Genomic DNA, 15,496 nt, shown 5'->3' on the forward strand with positions numbered 1-15,496 from the left:
TTCAAATGATGAGGGAGAAACGGAAAAGCTGCAAAGTTTTTTGCCGATTAAATCTCCGCAATTGCAACAAATTGTTGAGAGAAGCGCCAATTAACCGTGCATGTCTGAAATGGGGTTTGACAAAAGATTTTTCGCCGCTAAGATAAGCCTCCACAACGATTCCTCTGTAGTTCAGTCGGTAGAACGGCGGACTGTTAATCCGTATGTCACTGGTTCGAGTCCAGTCAGAGGAGCCAGATTTAAGAAGCCCGCTTTTTAGCGGGCTTTTTGCTTTTCAGAACACCATCCCGGCGTCATTAAATGCGAGTTTGTCCGTGGCTGATGTTGACGGGCATCCCCGAACGGCGTTCGAGCGCTTCGCTGACACGGTTCGTATCCACACCCTCAGCGCTCATAAAGCTACGCATCACAGGTGTGATCGGCAGCGGGACTTTTCTGTCAGATTCATATTCCGCGCGGTTGCGGGACAGTGGTTCATGCACTTCTATCCAGCGGCTACCGTCAGGTTCCGTCGTGGTTTTCACCGGCTGATCGATAATCTGCACGCGGGTGCCGACGGGCACGTTCTGGAAAAGATGTTCGATATCATCATTGCGTAAACGAATGCAGCCCTGGCTCACGCGCAGACCAATGCCGAAATTTGCGTTGGTGCCATGAATAGCGTACAGCTTGCCGATATAGATGGCGTACAGCCCCATCGGGTTATCCGGCCCCGCAGGAACGAAGGCGGGCAGGCTTTCTCCTCTGCTTGCGTATTCACGGCGGGTATTCGCCGTCGGCGTCCAGCTCGGCGCCTCTTGCTTACGCTCGACTCTCGTCACCCAGTTACGCGGCGTTTCTCGTCCTGCCTGGCCAATACCAATCGGGAAAATCTCAACCGTGTTGCTGCCGTTTGGATAGTAGTAAAGACGCATCTCTGCCACGTTCACAACAATGCCCTGACGAACGGTAGCAGGCAGAATGATTTGCTGCGGCACAATCAGCGTTGAACCCGACTTCGGAAGGAACACATCCACATCCGGATTCGCTTCCAGCATATTACTCAGCCCCTGCCCATACTGAGCGGCAAATGCTTCAAGCGGTTGCGTATTCTTGTCGGGAACGGTAATCGTCAGCGGATTTCCAACCAGACGACTTCCTTCAGGTGGCAGTGGATAGCTGACAGCCAGCGCGCTCTGGCTTGCAAGCAGCATAAATAATGAACAAAACAATTTTACACGAGGCAACATTTCCCTTTCCTCAGTCGCGGCAGATGTGGGCAAATTATAGCGTTTTTAAAGGCGATTAACCTCTTCTCTCACGCTGACCAGCAAACTGCGCGGTTTACCGGCCAGGCAAGGTCACTTTATTACGCTTCTTTGCCATCCGGCAGCACGATATTGCTGGCCGCCAGTTCTCCCATGTTGCTGTACATCGCGCAGGCCGCTTCCACAATCGGCATCGCCAGTGCAGCACCGCTCCCCTCCCCCAGGCGCATTCCCATGTTGAGATAAGGTTCGAGCTCCAGGTGCTCCAGCGCAATCCGTGCGCCCTTTTCGGCGGAGAAATGTGATGGGATCAGATACGGTTTGATCTCCGGCGCAATCTGACAGGCGGCCAGCGCAGCGGAATAGGACAGGAAGCCATCCAGCAACACCGGTAAACCGCAGGACGCGGCGCCCATGATAACTCCCGCCATGCCCACCAGGTCAAATCCACCGACTTTCGCCAGCACATCCACCCCATCATGCGGATTGGGCTGGTTGACGGCAATCGCCCGGCGAACCACCTCCACTTTATTGCCTACACGGGAAAGCGGCAGGTTAGCGCCAATTCCCACCACCGCTTCAGCCTCACTGCCTGTCAGGACGCTAACAATCGCCGCAGCAGGCGTGGTATTCGCCATCCCCAACTCGCCAACGCCAAACAGCGTCACGCCGCGCTGCGCCTGTTCGCGTGTGTAGCGAATGACTTCCAGCAGTAGCTCTTCCGCCTGCGTACGGCTCATCGCAGGGCCAGTGGCGATGTTTCCACACCCACGTGCGACGCGCATGTTCACTACGCCGGGGATGAGTTCAGCATCAATCCCCACGTCGATCACATGAACCTTTGCACCGGCATGAGCGGCAAGCACACAAACGCCCGTCGTGCCGCGCGTCATATTTGCCGCCTGAATGGCGGTCACCACTTTAGGCGAAACGGCAACCCCTTCATCCCAGACACCGTGATCGGCGCACATCACCAGTATCGCTTTTTCACCGACACGCGGTACACCGTGTAGACCTGGCATACCGGCCAGCTGTACCGCCAGCGCCTCCAGCCGACCCAGGCTACCGGGCGGTTTAAGCAGGCCATCAATATGCTGTTGCGCGCGTGTCATCGCGCCACGGTCTGGCGGCGGAATTTCGCGGAGTAAAGAGGTTAACGTTTGCATATGCGTTCTCATTGTGTTGGCTGACTCACAGCAGAGCCAGCAGGAATATCAACTCGCCAAGTTCTATTGCCGCACCCAGCGTATCGCCGGTTTGCCCACCCAACGTCCGTTTTAACAGTTGTCCCAGCAGGAAGACAGACACCATCGTCACGACCAGTGCCGCCACCCCCTGCATTCCAGGCAACAGAACCGCCGCCAGAATCGCGGCCAGACCAAGGGTAAAACAGGTTTGCGTCCCGGTGACATGACCGATAAACACGTTGCCTAATCCCTCTTCACGGGCGTAGCGGTGGCGATACATCAACAACACGGCTGTCCCACGCCCAACGGCACAGGCGGCTGCCAGCGCGGCCAGCACAGGAGTGCCGCGTAGCGACAGTTCACTGATCACCAGCACTTTCGCCAGCAAGACAAAAATGAGCGCCAGACCGCCGTGCGTTCCCAGTCGGCTGTCGCGCATAATCTCCAGCATACGTTCGCGGCTGCGGGCGGAGAAAACGCCATCGCAGGTATCAGCCAGACCGTCGAGGTGAAAGCCCCCGGTCATCAGCGCCAGCGCTAACACGGTAAAGAGCGCCGCCAGTGGTGCGCCGCACCAGGACTGAAAGAGCATAAACACCAGCCCACTCAACGCGCCGAGTAGCAGACCGATGAGCGGGAAAGTCACAATACCGCGAGAATACTGATCGAATTCCAGTCCCTGCGACCAGCGACCCGGAACGGGCAAACGCGTAATAAAAGAGAGCATTGCCCAGAACAACTTACTCATTTAATTTTGACTCCAATACCAGATACCACCAGCCAGACCTCATCCGCCGCTGCCGCCAGACGCTGATTCACACGCCCGGCGATATCCCGAAAGTGCCGCGCCAGACGGTTTTCCGGCACGATCCCCATCCCGACTTCGTTGGTCACTAGCACCACCCTGGCCGGACATCGCTGACAGGCCGCGATCAGCGTCTGGATCTCCGCCTCAATCGCCGTTTCCAGCGCGGCGTAATCCCAGCTATCGGGGTCACTGTCGCCGCCCAAAGCAAACAGCAGGTTAGTGACCATCGTGGTGATGCACTCCAGTAGAATGGCTTCATCCGGCGCGTTATCCGCAGTGATCAGCGCATCAAGATGCTGCCAGCGCTCGGCGGTACGCCAGTGCGCTGGACGTCCATCACGATGATGCTGAATGCGCGCTGCCATTTCGTCATCAAAAATCTGCGATGTCGCGATGTACAGCACCTGCGGGAAATCAGCGATCAGGGCTTCGGCATGACGACTCTTACCGCTGCGTGCGCCGCCAGTGACCAGAATCATCATACTGACTCCCGATGTTGCTGCATGATGGTATAAATTTTCTCAATATCGATGTGTTGCCGCATCGCATCCGCCAGCAGATCAAACTGCTGCGATTTATATTGCGCGTATTGGAAGGTGGGATCCAGGGGAGTCAGCCCCTTACGCACGCGCAGGCCATTGACCAGCGCTCGCGTAAAATCATCACTGTCGAACAAGCCATGCAGATAAGTCCCAAACGCTCGTCCGTCGGCAGTGACGGCACCATCCGCGACGTTTTCGCCGTGCTTCTGCAGTTGCATCACCGACTGGCAATCGCCGTTCAGCGTCGTTTCGCCCATGTGAATTTCATAACCGCGCACTGGCAACCCGGACGCGGCAGACAACCAGTCCGGCAATGTCGACGACATCGTCGCCGTTACCTGGGTCGTGGTTTTCCGCTGGGCAAAATGCGTTACCGTATCGAGCAGCCCCAGACCCGGTAGCGTTCCCAGCCCTGACTCGACCTCATCGATAATGGTTTCGCCCAACATCTGGTAGCCACCACAGATCCCGCCAATGGGGATGTTTTGTTGGTGCGCCTGCAATACCGCGTGGGCCATGCCGCTTTCACGTAGCCACACCAGATCGCCGAGCGTATTTTTACTGCCCGGCAGGATCACCAGGTCAACGTCCGCCAGTTCTTGCGGATGACGCACATAGCGCACGCGCACATCGGGCTGCGCGGCCAGCGCGTTAAAATCGGTGAAATTGGAGATATGCGGGATCTGCACCACGGCAATGTTGATGTCGCGTTTTTCCGTGCGCAGGTATTTCCCTTTTTGCAGCGCCACGCCATCTTCATCTTCGAGATCGACATCCAGCCACGGCATCACGCCCAGCACGGGAACGCCGGTCAGGCTTTCAATCTGCTCAATACCGGGATTAAGCAACGCCACATCACCACGAAACTTATTGATGATCACCCCTTTCACCCGCGCACGCTCGTGTTCATGCAGCAGCGCCAGCGTACCGTAGATTGAGGCAAACACCCCGCCGCGATCGATATCGGCGACCAGGATCACCGGGCATTGCGCCATCTCGGCCATCCCCATATTGACGATGTCGCGGTCACGCAGGTTGATCTCCGCCGGACTACCCGCCCCTTCCAGCACCAGTACATCAAACTCCTGCGCCAGACTGGTGTAAACGGAAAGGATCTGCTCGCGCAGACGCGGCTTGTATTCGTGATAGCTGACCGCATCCATATCGGTCGCCACCTGTCCCATCAGCACCACCTGCGCCTTGCGATCGCTGGTCGGTTTCAACAGCACCGGATTCATGCGGACATCTGGCACAATGCCCGCCGCTTCGGCCTGGAAAATCTGCGCGCGGCCCATCTCTTTCCCCTCCGGCGTGATGCCGGAGTTGAGCGCCATATTCTGCGACTTAAACGGTGCGGTCCGCCGACCATCCTGATAAAAAATGCGGCACAGTCCCGCCACCAGAACACTCTTGCCGACGTCAGACGCCGTTCCCTGCAACATAATGGCCTGCGTCATGACGCCTCCTTGATTGCGCGTTGTCGCATACAACGGAAAAATTCATCTTCGGTTTTGCACAGCGGCATACCTAGCTCTGCGTGCAGTTTCACCAGCCAGGGTTGCGTTAACCCGGCCTCTTCAATCAGTTCTGTACGGGCAAAAACCTCACCCGGCTCACCGTGCGCCAGCACTTCGCCATGACGTAAAACGTAGACGGCATTGCTGACTTCATAAATCAGATCAATATCATGGCTGGAGATCACCACGTGATTTCCCTGCGCCACAATCCGTTTGATGATGTCGATCATCTGGCTACGTCCTGAAGGATCAAGCCCCGCCGTGGGTTCATCCAGTAACAGGTATTTTGCCCGTAGCACCAGCGCACCGGCGATGGCCACCCGCTTCTTTTGTCCGTGGCTTAAGCACTGAATCGGCTGCTGGCGAAAATGTTGCGCATCTACCAGCGTCAACGCTTCGTCGACTCGTCGGGCAATTTCTCCCTCCTCCACGCCAAGATTGCGCAGGCTGAAGGCGATATCGCTGTCGATATCGGTGTAGAAAATTTGCTGATCGGGATCCTGAAACACCGTCGCGACCTGCTGACGCAGCGCCAGCAGGCCACGCTTACTGTAGTCCAGCGGTTTTCCCTGCCACAATACCGCGCCCTGTTGCGGTCGCAGTAATCCGCTCAGATTCATAAATAGGGTGGATTTCCCACAGCCGTTGGCTCCCACCAGTCCGGTGACGGCATGCTGTGAAAAATCCAGCGTCAGCCCTTTAAGTACATGCGCATCCTGATAACGAAACCAGAGTTCGGTGGTGGCAAGCATGCTTTTCCTTACAGGTGAAAATCGCCCTGATACAATTTGATATCTAACGTCGCCGCCATTTGCTGATAGCGATTCAGCACCCGGGTAAACAAAACGCCCACCAGCATCGCCAGCGAGCGATAGCCAATCGGCAGACTACGATAGCCAAAACGCAGCGTCTGCGCGCGATGAATCGCCATCGCTTCATCTAACAGAATAAAAATAAAGCGCCAGGTCAGCAGGATCTGTTCCGTCAGCAGACGCGGTATCCGCGCCCGTTTGAGCAGTAAAATCAGCTGCGGAAATGGCAGGTTAAGCACCAGCCAGAACGTGGCGGCCAGCGCGGCCAGACTCCGCCAGAACGTCTCGTTCGCGGTGTGCAGCCCAGACGCCGTGACCCCCAGCCAGTAACTGCCAAGCTGAAAACTGACCAACAGCGTTTGTGGGTCGCGGCTGACGCTGAACAGAATCGTCACCACCCCCACCACCAGAAAACCAAACGGCAGCGCCATCCAGCGACACCAACGGCGCAGGGAGATGCGCAGCAGCCAGCAGGTCAGCCCGGCAATCAGCGCCAGCTCGATACCCTGTCCCCAGGCTGGCAGGGTAAACGCCAGAGTCATCAGCAGCAGCCAGAACAGGAACTTACGCTCTGGTGCGACATGAAACCAGCGGCTCTGATAGCTCAGTCGATCAAGCCCGGTCATCACGGCGTTGTCTGCCTTTGGTGTAGCCCAGAATATAGAAAATCACCGCCGCGCCAAGCGAGCCTTGCAACGTAAACAACAGGCTTTCAATTTCTCCGCTCGCCGGTTCATACAGCGGCTGGAACCACGGCTCATAATGCGGAGCAACCACCTGAATCTGGCTTTCCGCTTCACCGTCCGAGCCACCGTATTCACCACCGTGATTGATAAAGAACGGCAACACGACCAAAGCAATCACCATGGCTAACAATATCAGCGTCTTTTTCATGTTAATGTCCTTGCGCGGTTATCAGTTGCCGTTTCGTCAGCTGGTCGTAGATCATCACGGTCAGCAAGCCTTCGGCGATAGCAATCGGGATCTGCGTCAGGCAGAAAATCCCCATAAACTTGACGACAGATCCTGGCGCGCCCGCTTCGGGATCCGGGAAGGCCACGCCAAGCTGTACAGATGTCACAAAGTAAGTCACCAGATCCGCCAGCATGGCGCAGAGGAAGACGCCAACATCACGACGGACCCCGGCGCGACTGGCCATCTTCCACACCATATAGCCGACAACCGGGCCAATCACCGCCATCGACATGCCGTTAGCGCCCAGGGTGGTCAAGCCACCGTGCGCCAGCAGCAGCGCCTGGAACAGCAGTACGATAGCGCCGAGAACCGCCACCACGCCCGGACCAAACAGGATCACCGCCAGCCCGACGCCTGTCGGATGTGAGCAGCTACCGGTAACCGACGGGATCTTCAGTGCCGACAGCACAAAAATAAACGCCCCGCACAGCGCCAGTAGCACTTTCTGATGGCTGTCATCCATCACGATATGTCGCAGGCGCACCAGTCCGTACCACAGGCACGGTAAAAACAGCAACCACCAGGCCAGCGCCCACATCGGCGGTAAAAATCCCTCCATGATGTGCATGGCGAACGCCTGCTCCGGCACAATCATCAGCAATAGCGCCGCAGCCAGACCACTGAATGACAGCTGTTTCAGCTGTTGTTCGAGTTTCATTCTGCATACTCCCACTGTTTGTTGACCAGGATGGTCGAGAAATAAGGCAACGGCTGATCGTCGCTGACCTCGTTGAGATGCCGCCAGCACTGCTCTCCAGGGAGCGTGGCCTCGGACATCATCAGTGCACAATCCAGTAATCCGGCCTGATCCAGCAGCGCTTTAATCCGCGCAAAGCGACCATAGACCTTCATCAGTACCAGACTGTCGTGTTGACGTAGCGCCTGGGCGATCTCCGCTTCCGGTGCGGTACAGGAGATCACCGCCAGCGACTGCTGTTCCATCGCCAGCGGCGTTTTGGATCGGGCGGCAATGGCGGCAAACGACGTCACACCAGGCACGATCTCCAGCCAGTCAGCACACCCGATGCGCTGTAGTAAAAAGACCCAGGTGCTGAACAACATGGCGTCACCCAGGGTGATAAATCCCACCTGTTTGCCTGCCTCCACTTCCTTAACCAACGCTGCGGTCACTTCATCCCAGACCGCCTCTTTTTCCGCGCTGTCTGCGCTCATGGGGAAATGGCAGCAACGAATTTCTGTGTTCGCACCGATGTACTCCCGCACGATGGAAAGCGCGAGGCTGTCGCCACCCTTACGTCCCGCCGGGGCATAGAGAATATCCAGTGAACCCAGAATACGTGAGGCGCGAACGGTGATCAGATCGGCTGCTCCCGGGCCGGTGCTCAGGGCGTACAGTTTGCCGCTCATGCCGCTTCCTCCATCGCCACGCTCAGCGCTTGTTGCAAATGCGCGACGAACATCGCCCGCACCGCCGGATTTTCGCCAAGACCGCTCAGCCACGGCGTTGCCGTGATCCCCGCCGCCGTAAACAGCGTTTTCCACGAATCATCGTCGTCCGAAGCCATATCATTGATGGCGTGATCCCCTGCCACCAGCATCAGCGGCATCAGATGGACGGCTTTGACCCCCTCTTTGCTCAGGCTCTCAATCAGAATATCGACTTCCGGATAGCTCTCCACCGCGCCGACGCGCGCCGGGAAACCCTGCGCCATCATCATGTGGTCGAGGCAGGCATAAGCGGCAAACGCGTGATGGCTGGCGCCGTGGCCCATGAATACCACTTTCTCATTGGCGGCGGGGACAGGCATCTGCTGTTTCAGGGCGAGCATTAACTGCGCGTAATCGTCATGGCTGCTCAACAGCGGCACGCCCAGCGTCAGGCGGGCAAACAGCGGACGCAGAGTCTGCACTTCACGGACAATTTTTTCATATTCGTCGCCGTTAATGATGTGCAGCGACTGAATCGCCACATCCTGATATCCCTGATCAGCAAGCTTTTGCAGCGCCTGCAGCGGGGTATCTATCTCAATACCATCACGCTGTTTGAGCTTGCGAATAATCATTCCAGAGGTAAAGGCACGGAACAGGGTGCGGTCAGGACAGCTGGCGGCCAGATCGCGCTCGCAGGCCACAATGTTCTTCTCGCAGGTATCGTGATAGCTGGTGCCAAAGCTAACCACCAGAAGCGCTTTTTTCATTTTCTGATTCCTTAAGCAGCGGCCAGCCAGCGCGCCAAACGTTGCGCAAATGCGGCCTGACTTTCCAGTAACTCATCTCCCGTCACCAGCGGCGCCGGGCGGGTAATCACGATGCAGGGAATACCTGCATCCAGACAGGGTTGAACCTTTTCCTGATAACCGCCCTCTGCGCCAGAAGCCTTGGTTATCACGACGTCAGCCTGACACTGACGATAAAACGCAGCGTTAAATTCAGCGCTGAACGGCCCGCACAGCGCGAACGTCTCGCCTACGCCAAAGCCCAGATCGGCGCACTGTTGAATCACCTCGGGGACGGGCAACACGCGGGCGAGCAGCGTTTTTTCCGGTAAACCTGTGCGCCATATCGCCAGATCTTTACTCCCGGTAGTCAGCAGTACGCGCTCGCCAAAACGTCGTGCAACGTCGCACGCCTCGGCAATGCTCTGTACGGTAAAGAGCAGCGGATGCGTCAGTTCACTAAGCTGTTCCGGGCGCTGGTAACGACTCAGCAGCACGCCAGCCCGTTCGCAGGCGCACAGAATATTGCGGCTCACCACTTCGGCATACGGGTGCGAAGCATCGATCACCCATCGCGTTCCGTTCTCCTTCAGCCAGTTCACCATTTCATCCTGCTCGAGCCGACCACAGCGCACCTGCCCCTTGATATCGCCAGCCAGTTGTTTCCCGGTCGGCGTCGCCACCGACAGGGTGTAGGCCACATTAGCGGCATCCAGTTGCTGGCACAGCGCACGGGCATCGCTGGTGCCGCCCATGACCAGAACCTCACCAAAACTCACAGCACGTAACCTCGTGGCGTGATCATCAGACCGTCCTGCACATAAGTCGCTTTGTTACCGACGATCACCAGACTGGTCATATCCACCGGTTCAAAATCCATCTCGCCCAGCGTAGTCAGCCATTTCTCCTGCTTTTTACGCCCGGCAGATTTCACCACTCCCACCGGCGTTTGCCCGCTCTTACTGGCGGAAAGCAGTTCAAATGCGCGCGCCAGATGTCCCTCACGGCCCCGGCTGCGCGGGTTGTAGAAGCAGATGACGAAGTCCGCTTCTCCGGCGGCGATAATACGTTTTTCGATAACCGGCCACGGCGTAAGTAAATCGCTTAAACTGATGTGACAAAAATCGTGCATCAGCGGTGCGCCGAGCAGCGACGCCGCCGCGATACTGGCAGTCATCCCCGGGATCAGGCGCACTTCAACGTCCAGTTTCTGTTTGCTGACCAGCTCCAGCACCAGCCCCGCCATGCCGTAAATACCGGCGTCACCGCTGCTGATCAGCGCCACGTTGTGTCCGGCCTGCGCCAGTTCAATCGCCGCATGGCAGCGCTCGATCTCTTTGCACATGCCGGTTTTGATCACCTGCTTGTCACCGGTAAACGCTTTGACGAGGTGAGTGTAGGTTTTGTAACCCACAATAATTTCTGCCGCCTGCAGGGCCTCAACGGCTTCCATGGTCATCATGGCCTGTGAGCCGGGGCCGATTCCGATTACGGTTAACATCAGTGTGAAACTCCCAAAGTGATAGTGACGCCCTGCTCACGCAAGGTTTCGCCGGTCAATTGCCCATGACTCAGCAGCCATGCTGCCGGACCCGAGACGCTTCCGACACCGACCGTCTGGCGAACAAACGGCGAAGCCGGAAAGTGATGTTCATGCTCACGCAGCGCGTCAGCGGTAAAGGTTTCAAACGGCACACGCCAGCAGGAGGCAAGTTGGATCAGCCCCTCTTCGTCTTTCTTGAGCGACACGCTGCCGATGGCTTTCAGCGCCAGCGGATCAAAGCGCTGCGCTTCAAGCTGACGCGCCAGCAGCGCAGCCAGTAGTGGGAACGGCGTATCGCGACGACAGCCAATGCCAGCGACCACCCGTTGTGGCACCAGTTTCCAGTGTTGAACCGGAATATCCGGCAATTCGTTACGTAACGTGACGCACACCAGCGCATCCAGTTCAGGCAACTGCTGGAGATCGGTAACGGTAATGAACCCACGGCGATCGCAGTGGCGGACGTCTTCATCCAGTTCTTCATCCCACCACAGTCCCACGCGCTGGTTGCTCACCAGCATCTGATTCACCGCTTTTACTGCGGTGCGAAAGTCGGTCATACGGGCGTTGAGCTGAAACGCGAGGGTGTCCAGTGCCGCCATCTCATTGACATCGGTGGCAGTGGTAATCACCGGATCGGCGCCCAGCATGCCGGCGAGATAACGGGTCAGCGCGTTCGCGCCGCCCGCATGGCCCGAAAGCAGGCTGATCACATGCTGGCCGCGCTCGTCGATCACCACCACCGCCGGATCGCTGAACTTGTCATTCACCAGCGGGGCCAGCACGCGCACCGCGATGCCGGTCGCCCCGATAAAAATCAGCGCGGAATAGTTCGAAAACGCGTCGCGCGCGGCGTGGGCGAACCCGCCGTCGAACGGTAAGAAACCGTCCTCCAGCAATTTTTCACTGGTAAAACAGGTCAGCGGTAACATCGCTGCCAGCCGTTTAGCCAGCATTACACCGCCGGGCGTCAGGCAAAACAGCGCGATTGATTCAGGCTTTACGGTATTCATGGCTAAAGTCCGCGGCATAGAGTCTGGAGTAGTGATACTCATCTCCGAGGAAATTCCCGACCAGGATGAGCGCCGTTTTGCGGATCCCGGCGTCGCGCACTTTATCGGCGATATCCGCCAGCGTGCCACGCACGGTTTGACTTTCCGGCCAGGTCGCTTTGTAGATCACGGCCACCGGTGTGGTCGCCGGGTAACCACCCTCAATCAACCGTTCCGCAACCCGGTTGATACGCTGGACGGAGAGATAAATTGCCATTGAGGTCTGGTGGCTGGCGAACGATTCCAGTTGTTCACGTTCTGGCACCGGCGTGCGACCTTCGAGTCGCGTAATAATCAGGCTTTGCGAGACTTCCGGCACGGTGTACTCAACCCCCAGTTCCGCCGCCGCGCCGAGGAAAGCGCTGACCCCCGGCACCACCTGCCAGGGGATACCACGTTTGGTCAGCTCTTCCCCCTGTTCGCGCACCGAGCCATACAGCGACACGTCGCCGGTTTGCAGGCGCACTACCGTTTTTCCGGCCTTCACCCCCTCTTCCATCAGGGTGAGGATTTGCTCAAGATGCAGTTCCGCACTGTCGTGGCACTCTGCGTCCGCCGGACAATACTCCAGCAACTCAGTGTTAATCAGCGATCCGGCATAAATCACCACCTGCGCCTGTTGCAACAGCCGGTAACCCTTAAGCGTAATCAGCTCCCGGTCACCCGGACCTGCGCCGACAAACCACACACAACGGGGATCAAATGTCTCAGACATGGCGTTCTTCCTTCTGGCAGGCGATGACAAAAACGGGATTGTTCGGTTTGAAATAGTGACCCGCGCCCAGCGTGGTCAGCGACGAAATCTGCATTTGCAGGCAGTCCACGTCCTGCACACCGCGCTGTTGCAGATGTGCCAGCGCGGTGTTGAGGTTTTCCTGTAGGATGAATGTCATCACCAGGCGTCCACCAACGTGCAACTGGCGCATAGACCAGTCGATCAGTTCCGTGAGATGTCCCCCACTGCCACCCATAAAGACGGCATCGGCTTTCTCGGTCATCATCATTGGCGCTTCACCCGGCAGAATATCGATATTCGCGCAGGCGAAATGCTGACGGTTTTCGTCGAGTAAACGCAGCGCCGCCGGATTGCGCTCGATAGCCGTGATGTGTAGCGACGGAAACTGTAGCGCGGCTTCGATGGACACACTGCCGGTTCCGGCCCCGATATCAATCAGGTGACTGGCCCGGTGCAGTTCAAGTTTTGCGAGAGCGAGCGCACGTACCGCTTCTTTGGTCATCGGCACCTTCTCACCGCGCAGGAAAAGCTCATCTTTCATCAAGGATCACCACTGCATTCATCTCATATTCGGCATGGACCTCGCTGACGCGCAGCCAGTGGATCCGTTCGTTTTCCATCGCCAGGTTTTCACCAATCACCATCCAGCGATCGCCCTTTCCTCGTGCAACCAGTTGTGCAGCAATATCACGCGGCCCGCACTGACCGTCGGTGACCATTGCCACCTTGTTATGCTGCGCCAGCGTATCGAAACAGACGCTGCGCCCGTGGCTACTGGTGAGCCACATGTCATTCATGTCGATTCCCGACTGCGCGCACAGATACTGCACCGCGCTGATACCTGGAATGATGCGTACCTGCGCAACGCCAAAATGCGCCACCATCCGCGTACCGATGCCGTAAAACAGCGGATCGCCAGAAGCCAGAACCACCACCCGCTTATCCTGATGCGCCGCAATCCATGCCAGCAGTTCGGGAATGTTGGCGCCCAGCGCAAACTGCTCGCCGCGAAAGTCCGGGAACTGCTGCAAATGGCGCTTACCGCCGACCAGCACATCGGCCTCATCAACCGCCGCGCGCGCCGCCGGCGTCATCAGGTGCAGACCGGCTGGCCCCATCCCCACGACCGTCAGCATTGCATCTCCCGGGCGATAGCGTCGACGGGGCGGTTGCTACCCAGAACCTGGTTATCAAACGAAAACATGATCGCGTCGCAGGTCGGCGGGGTTTTGGTAAAGCGCAGCATCTGCATCACGCGCTGACAGATGCGTTCAGCAAGATGGTTGTAGAGGTGCTGAAAGCCGAACGCGTCGATGTGCTCCATTGCCGCTTCAGTGGTGTCGCAATCGCTTACCAGCGTCAGCAACTCCCGCGGCGCGCCGAGCAGCGCCAGATGCGCCACCAGCGTTTCCATTCGCGCATCGGCTATGTGGCTGTGGGTATGGAAGATCCCGGCAGCAATTTTGATCAATTTCCCAGGATGACCGACGAGCACGACCTGGCGAAATCCCAGCCGCACCGCCTCTTCAATCATGTAGCCGACAAAGTTGCTCATGGTGACCACCACGTTGGTATCGATGCCCATCTGTTCGCGGACGAAACGCTCACCATGATTACCCGGCACCAGAACTACCCGCTCCAGTCCGGCGGCACGTTTGATTTCCAGCTCCAGCGATAACGACCGCTTCCAGCTCTCTTCGGACATGGGGGTCACAATACCGGTGGTGCCAATAATGGAAATTCCGCCAAGAATACCGAGACGCGAGTTGTAGGTTTTTTGCGCTCGTTCTTCGCCTTCCGGGGCAAATATTTCGATTTCCGCCCCGCGTACCGGGCCTATCGCCTCACGCACGGCGGACTCAATGGTGTGACGCGGGGTGCGATTAATTGCCGCGCTGCCGACAGGCAGACCAATCCCCTTGCGGGTGACGGTGCCGACGCCTTCGCCCCCGGACAGGACAATTTCACCGCTGTCATTCAACGTGACGCGGGCGAAAATCAACATCCCGTGGGTGGCGTCGACATCATCGCCACCATCTTTACGGATCGCGGCAATGGCCTGCTGTCCTTCAATGTGTGGAGATTCCACGTTCAGACACAGAGTGACGCCGGAAGGTGTGACAATCGATACCTGATGGATCAGATGCTGACGCAACACCATCAGCGCGGCGACTTTTGCCGCCGCCGTGGCGCACGATCCAGTGGTATAACCTTTGCGCAGCGCTTTGCCGTTATGCCAGACGGGCGCGTCGAAAGACTGATCGCTCATCGCGCCCCCTGCATGTAATACAGCATGGCGTTCACGATCGCCGCCGCAACGTTACTGCCGCCTTTGCGTCCGAGGGCGGCAATGGCGGGCAATTGGCTGTGCGTCAGCGCCTCTTTGGATTCCGCCGCGCCGACAAATCCCACCGGCACGCCGACGACGCCGCTTACCGCTACATCTTTTTCCAACAGGCGAAACAGCGCAGTGGGCGCGTTGCCAAAGACAAACACTTTTTCGCCTTCTTCCGTCACGGCAATGTCGACAGCCGCCATTGAGCGAGTGATACCCTGCGCTTTCGCTTGCGCTACCACGCGCGGATCGCTGATATAGCAGCGACACTCGCCCCCCGTCTTCGCCAGCAGGGTTTTATTGATTCCCGAAAGCGCCATGGTGGTGTCGGTATAGATAACCGATGGGCGACTTAGCGCTGCACAAAGTTGTTCCAGCGCATCATCCGAAAACCAGAGAATATCCAGCCAGTCGAAGTCAGCGGTGGTATGAATCACCCGTTTGATGATGGCTTCATGTAGCGGACTGGCAAACTGGTACTCCGGGCGCGTTTCATGAATGATCTCGCCAATGATGTCAAAACTTTTGGCTTCAATCGCCTGGGGTTGCTGGATGTATTGCATTG

At 57.6% G+C, this 15,496-nt stretch carries 20 protein-coding genes and 1 tRNA gene; 1 reads left to right on the forward strand and 20 read right to left on the reverse strand.

The window, feature by feature from the left end; translation table 11 throughout:
* Position 1: 1 nt before the first annotated feature.
* Positions 2 to 154 (reverse strand): DUF5951 family protein, encoded by a 153-nt coding sequence (locus KI228_RS24620; protein WP_220132970.1) that lies wholly within the window; start codon positions 152 to 154, stop codon positions 2 to 4.
* Positions 155 to 160: 6 nt separating this feature from the next.
* Between KI228_RS24620 and KI228_RS13700 the strand changes: the two genes are divergently transcribed.
* Positions 161 to 236, forward strand: a tRNA-Asn gene (locus KI228_RS13700).
* Positions 237 to 296: 60 nt separating this feature from the next.
* Here KI228_RS13700 and ldtA read toward each other — a convergent pair.
* The 19 genes from ldtA to KI228_RS13795 all read right to left on the reverse strand — a co-directional run bounded on the left by ldtA (position 297) and on the right by KI228_RS13795 (position 15,494).
* On the reverse strand, positions 297 to 1,229 hold the full coding sequence (gene ldtA / locus KI228_RS13705) for a L,D-transpeptidase (RefSeq protein WP_090049505.1): 933 nt from the start codon (positions 1,227 to 1,229) through the stop codon (positions 297 to 299).
* A gap of 119 nt (positions 1,230 to 1,348) precedes the next feature.
* Positions 1,349 to 2,413 carry a nicotinate-nucleotide--dimethylbenzimidazole phosphoribosyltransferase gene (gene cobT / locus KI228_RS13710; protein WP_061069961.1) on the reverse strand — a complete coding sequence of 355 codons (1,065 nt, stop codon included), beginning with the start codon at positions 2,411 to 2,413 and terminating at the stop codon, positions 1,349 to 1,351.
* A 25-nt stretch (positions 2,414 to 2,438) separates the two neighbouring features.
* The gene (gene cobS / locus KI228_RS13715) at positions 2,439 to 3,182 is read right to left on the reverse strand and encodes an adenosylcobinamide-GDP ribazoletransferase (RefSeq protein WP_043000259.1); all 744 of its coding nucleotides are present in this window, start codon (positions 3,180 to 3,182) and stop codon (positions 2,439 to 2,441) included.
* A complete protein-coding gene (gene cobU, locus KI228_RS13720) occupies positions 3,179 to 3,724 on the reverse strand; it encodes a bifunctional adenosylcobinamide kinase/adenosylcobinamide-phosphate guanylyltransferase (RefSeq protein ID WP_043000258.1) in 546 nt (181 codons plus the stop codon). The genes cobS and cobU overlap by 4 nt, the downstream gene beginning before the upstream one ends.
* The gene (locus KI228_RS13725; protein WP_061069960.1) at positions 3,721 to 5,241 is read right to left on the reverse strand and encodes a cobyric acid synthase; all 1,521 of its coding nucleotides are present in this window, start codon (positions 5,239 to 5,241) and stop codon (positions 3,721 to 3,723) included. The genes cobU and KI228_RS13725 overlap by 4 nt, the downstream gene beginning before the upstream one ends.
* Positions 5,238 to 6,053, reverse strand: coding sequence for an energy-coupling factor ABC transporter ATP-binding protein (locus tag KI228_RS13730; protein ID WP_061069959.1), 816 nt, complete (start codon positions 6,051 to 6,053; stop codon positions 5,238 to 5,240). The genes KI228_RS13725 and KI228_RS13730 overlap by 4 nt, the downstream gene beginning before the upstream one ends.
* Before the next feature lie 8 nt (positions 6,054 to 6,061).
* On the reverse strand, positions 6,062 to 6,739 hold the full coding sequence (locus KI228_RS13735; RefSeq protein ID WP_141227699.1) for an energy-coupling factor ABC transporter transmembrane protein: 678 nt from the start codon (positions 6,737 to 6,739) through the stop codon (positions 6,062 to 6,064).
* Positions 6,726 to 7,007, reverse strand: a complete 282-nt coding sequence (locus tag KI228_RS13740) for an energy-coupling factor ABC transporter substrate-binding protein (protein ID WP_043000254.1) — start codon at positions 7,005 to 7,007, stop codon at positions 6,726 to 6,728. The genes KI228_RS13735 and KI228_RS13740 overlap by 14 nt, the downstream gene beginning before the upstream one ends.
* A 1-nt stretch (position 7,008) precedes the next feature.
* Positions 7,009 to 7,746, reverse strand: coding sequence for a cobalt ECF transporter S component CbiM (cbiM, locus tag KI228_RS13745; RefSeq protein WP_104010305.1), 738 nt, complete (start codon positions 7,744 to 7,746; stop codon positions 7,009 to 7,011).
* The gene (locus tag KI228_RS13750; protein ID WP_061069957.1) at positions 7,743 to 8,456 is read right to left on the reverse strand and encodes a cobalt-factor II C(20)-methyltransferase; all 714 of its coding nucleotides are present in this window, start codon (positions 8,454 to 8,456) and stop codon (positions 7,743 to 7,745) included. Before KI228_RS13750 ends, cbiM begins: the two co-directional genes overlap by 4 nt.
* On the reverse strand, positions 8,453 to 9,247 hold the full coding sequence (gene cbiK / locus KI228_RS13755) for a sirohydrochlorin cobaltochelatase (protein ID WP_043000251.1): 795 nt from the start codon (positions 9,245 to 9,247) through the stop codon (positions 8,453 to 8,455). The genes KI228_RS13750 and cbiK overlap by 4 nt, the downstream gene beginning before the upstream one ends.
* Positions 9,248 to 9,258: 11 nt before the next feature.
* Positions 9,259 to 10,044 carry a cobalt-precorrin-6A reductase gene (locus tag KI228_RS13760; RefSeq protein ID WP_044266784.1) on the reverse strand — a complete coding sequence of 262 codons (786 nt, stop codon included), beginning with the start codon at positions 10,042 to 10,044 and terminating at the stop codon, positions 9,259 to 9,261.
* Positions 10,041 to 10,766, reverse strand: coding sequence for a precorrin-3B C(17)-methyltransferase (locus KI228_RS13765; RefSeq protein ID WP_042318211.1), 726 nt, complete (start codon positions 10,764 to 10,766; stop codon positions 10,041 to 10,043). Before KI228_RS13765 ends, KI228_RS13760 begins: the two co-directional genes overlap by 4 nt.
* Entirely contained in the window at positions 10,766 to 11,821 is a 1,056-nt protein-coding gene (gene cbiG / locus KI228_RS13770) for a cobalt-precorrin 5A hydrolase (RefSeq protein WP_044326738.1), read from the reverse strand. The genes KI228_RS13765 and cbiG overlap by 1 nt, the downstream gene beginning before the upstream one ends.
* Positions 11,802 to 12,575 carry a cobalt-precorrin-4 methyltransferase gene (locus KI228_RS13775; protein WP_044257572.1) on the reverse strand — a complete coding sequence of 258 codons (774 nt, stop codon included), beginning with the start codon at positions 12,573 to 12,575 and terminating at the stop codon, positions 11,802 to 11,804. The genes cbiG and KI228_RS13775 overlap by 20 nt, the downstream gene beginning before the upstream one ends.
* Positions 12,568 to 13,137, reverse strand: coding sequence for a decarboxylating cobalt-precorrin-6B (C(15))-methyltransferase (locus tag KI228_RS13780; RefSeq protein WP_043000246.1), 570 nt, complete (start codon positions 13,135 to 13,137; stop codon positions 12,568 to 12,570). Before KI228_RS13780 ends, KI228_RS13775 begins: the two co-directional genes overlap by 8 nt.
* A complete protein-coding gene (locus KI228_RS13785; protein ID WP_043000245.1) occupies positions 13,127 to 13,732 on the reverse strand; it encodes a cobalt-precorrin-7 (C(5))-methyltransferase in 606 nt (201 codons plus the stop codon). Before KI228_RS13785 ends, KI228_RS13780 begins: the two co-directional genes overlap by 11 nt.
* Positions 13,726 to 14,865 carry a cobalt-precorrin-5B (C(1))-methyltransferase CbiD gene (gene cbiD / locus KI228_RS13790; protein ID WP_043000244.1) on the reverse strand — a complete coding sequence of 380 codons (1,140 nt, stop codon included), beginning with the start codon at positions 14,863 to 14,865 and terminating at the stop codon, positions 13,726 to 13,728. The genes KI228_RS13785 and cbiD overlap by 7 nt, the downstream gene beginning before the upstream one ends.
* A complete protein-coding gene (locus KI228_RS13795) occupies positions 14,862 to 15,494 on the reverse strand; it encodes a cobalt-precorrin-8 methylmutase (protein ID WP_043000243.1) in 633 nt (210 codons plus the stop codon). The genes cbiD and KI228_RS13795 overlap by 4 nt, the downstream gene beginning before the upstream one ends.
* Positions 15,495 to 15,496 lie beyond the last annotated feature (2 nt).

It is taken from the genome of Citrobacter amalonaticus (genome assembly GCF_018323885.1).
GTDB lineage: Bacteria > Pseudomonadota > Gammaproteobacteria > Enterobacterales > Enterobacteriaceae > Citrobacter_A > Citrobacter_A amalonaticus.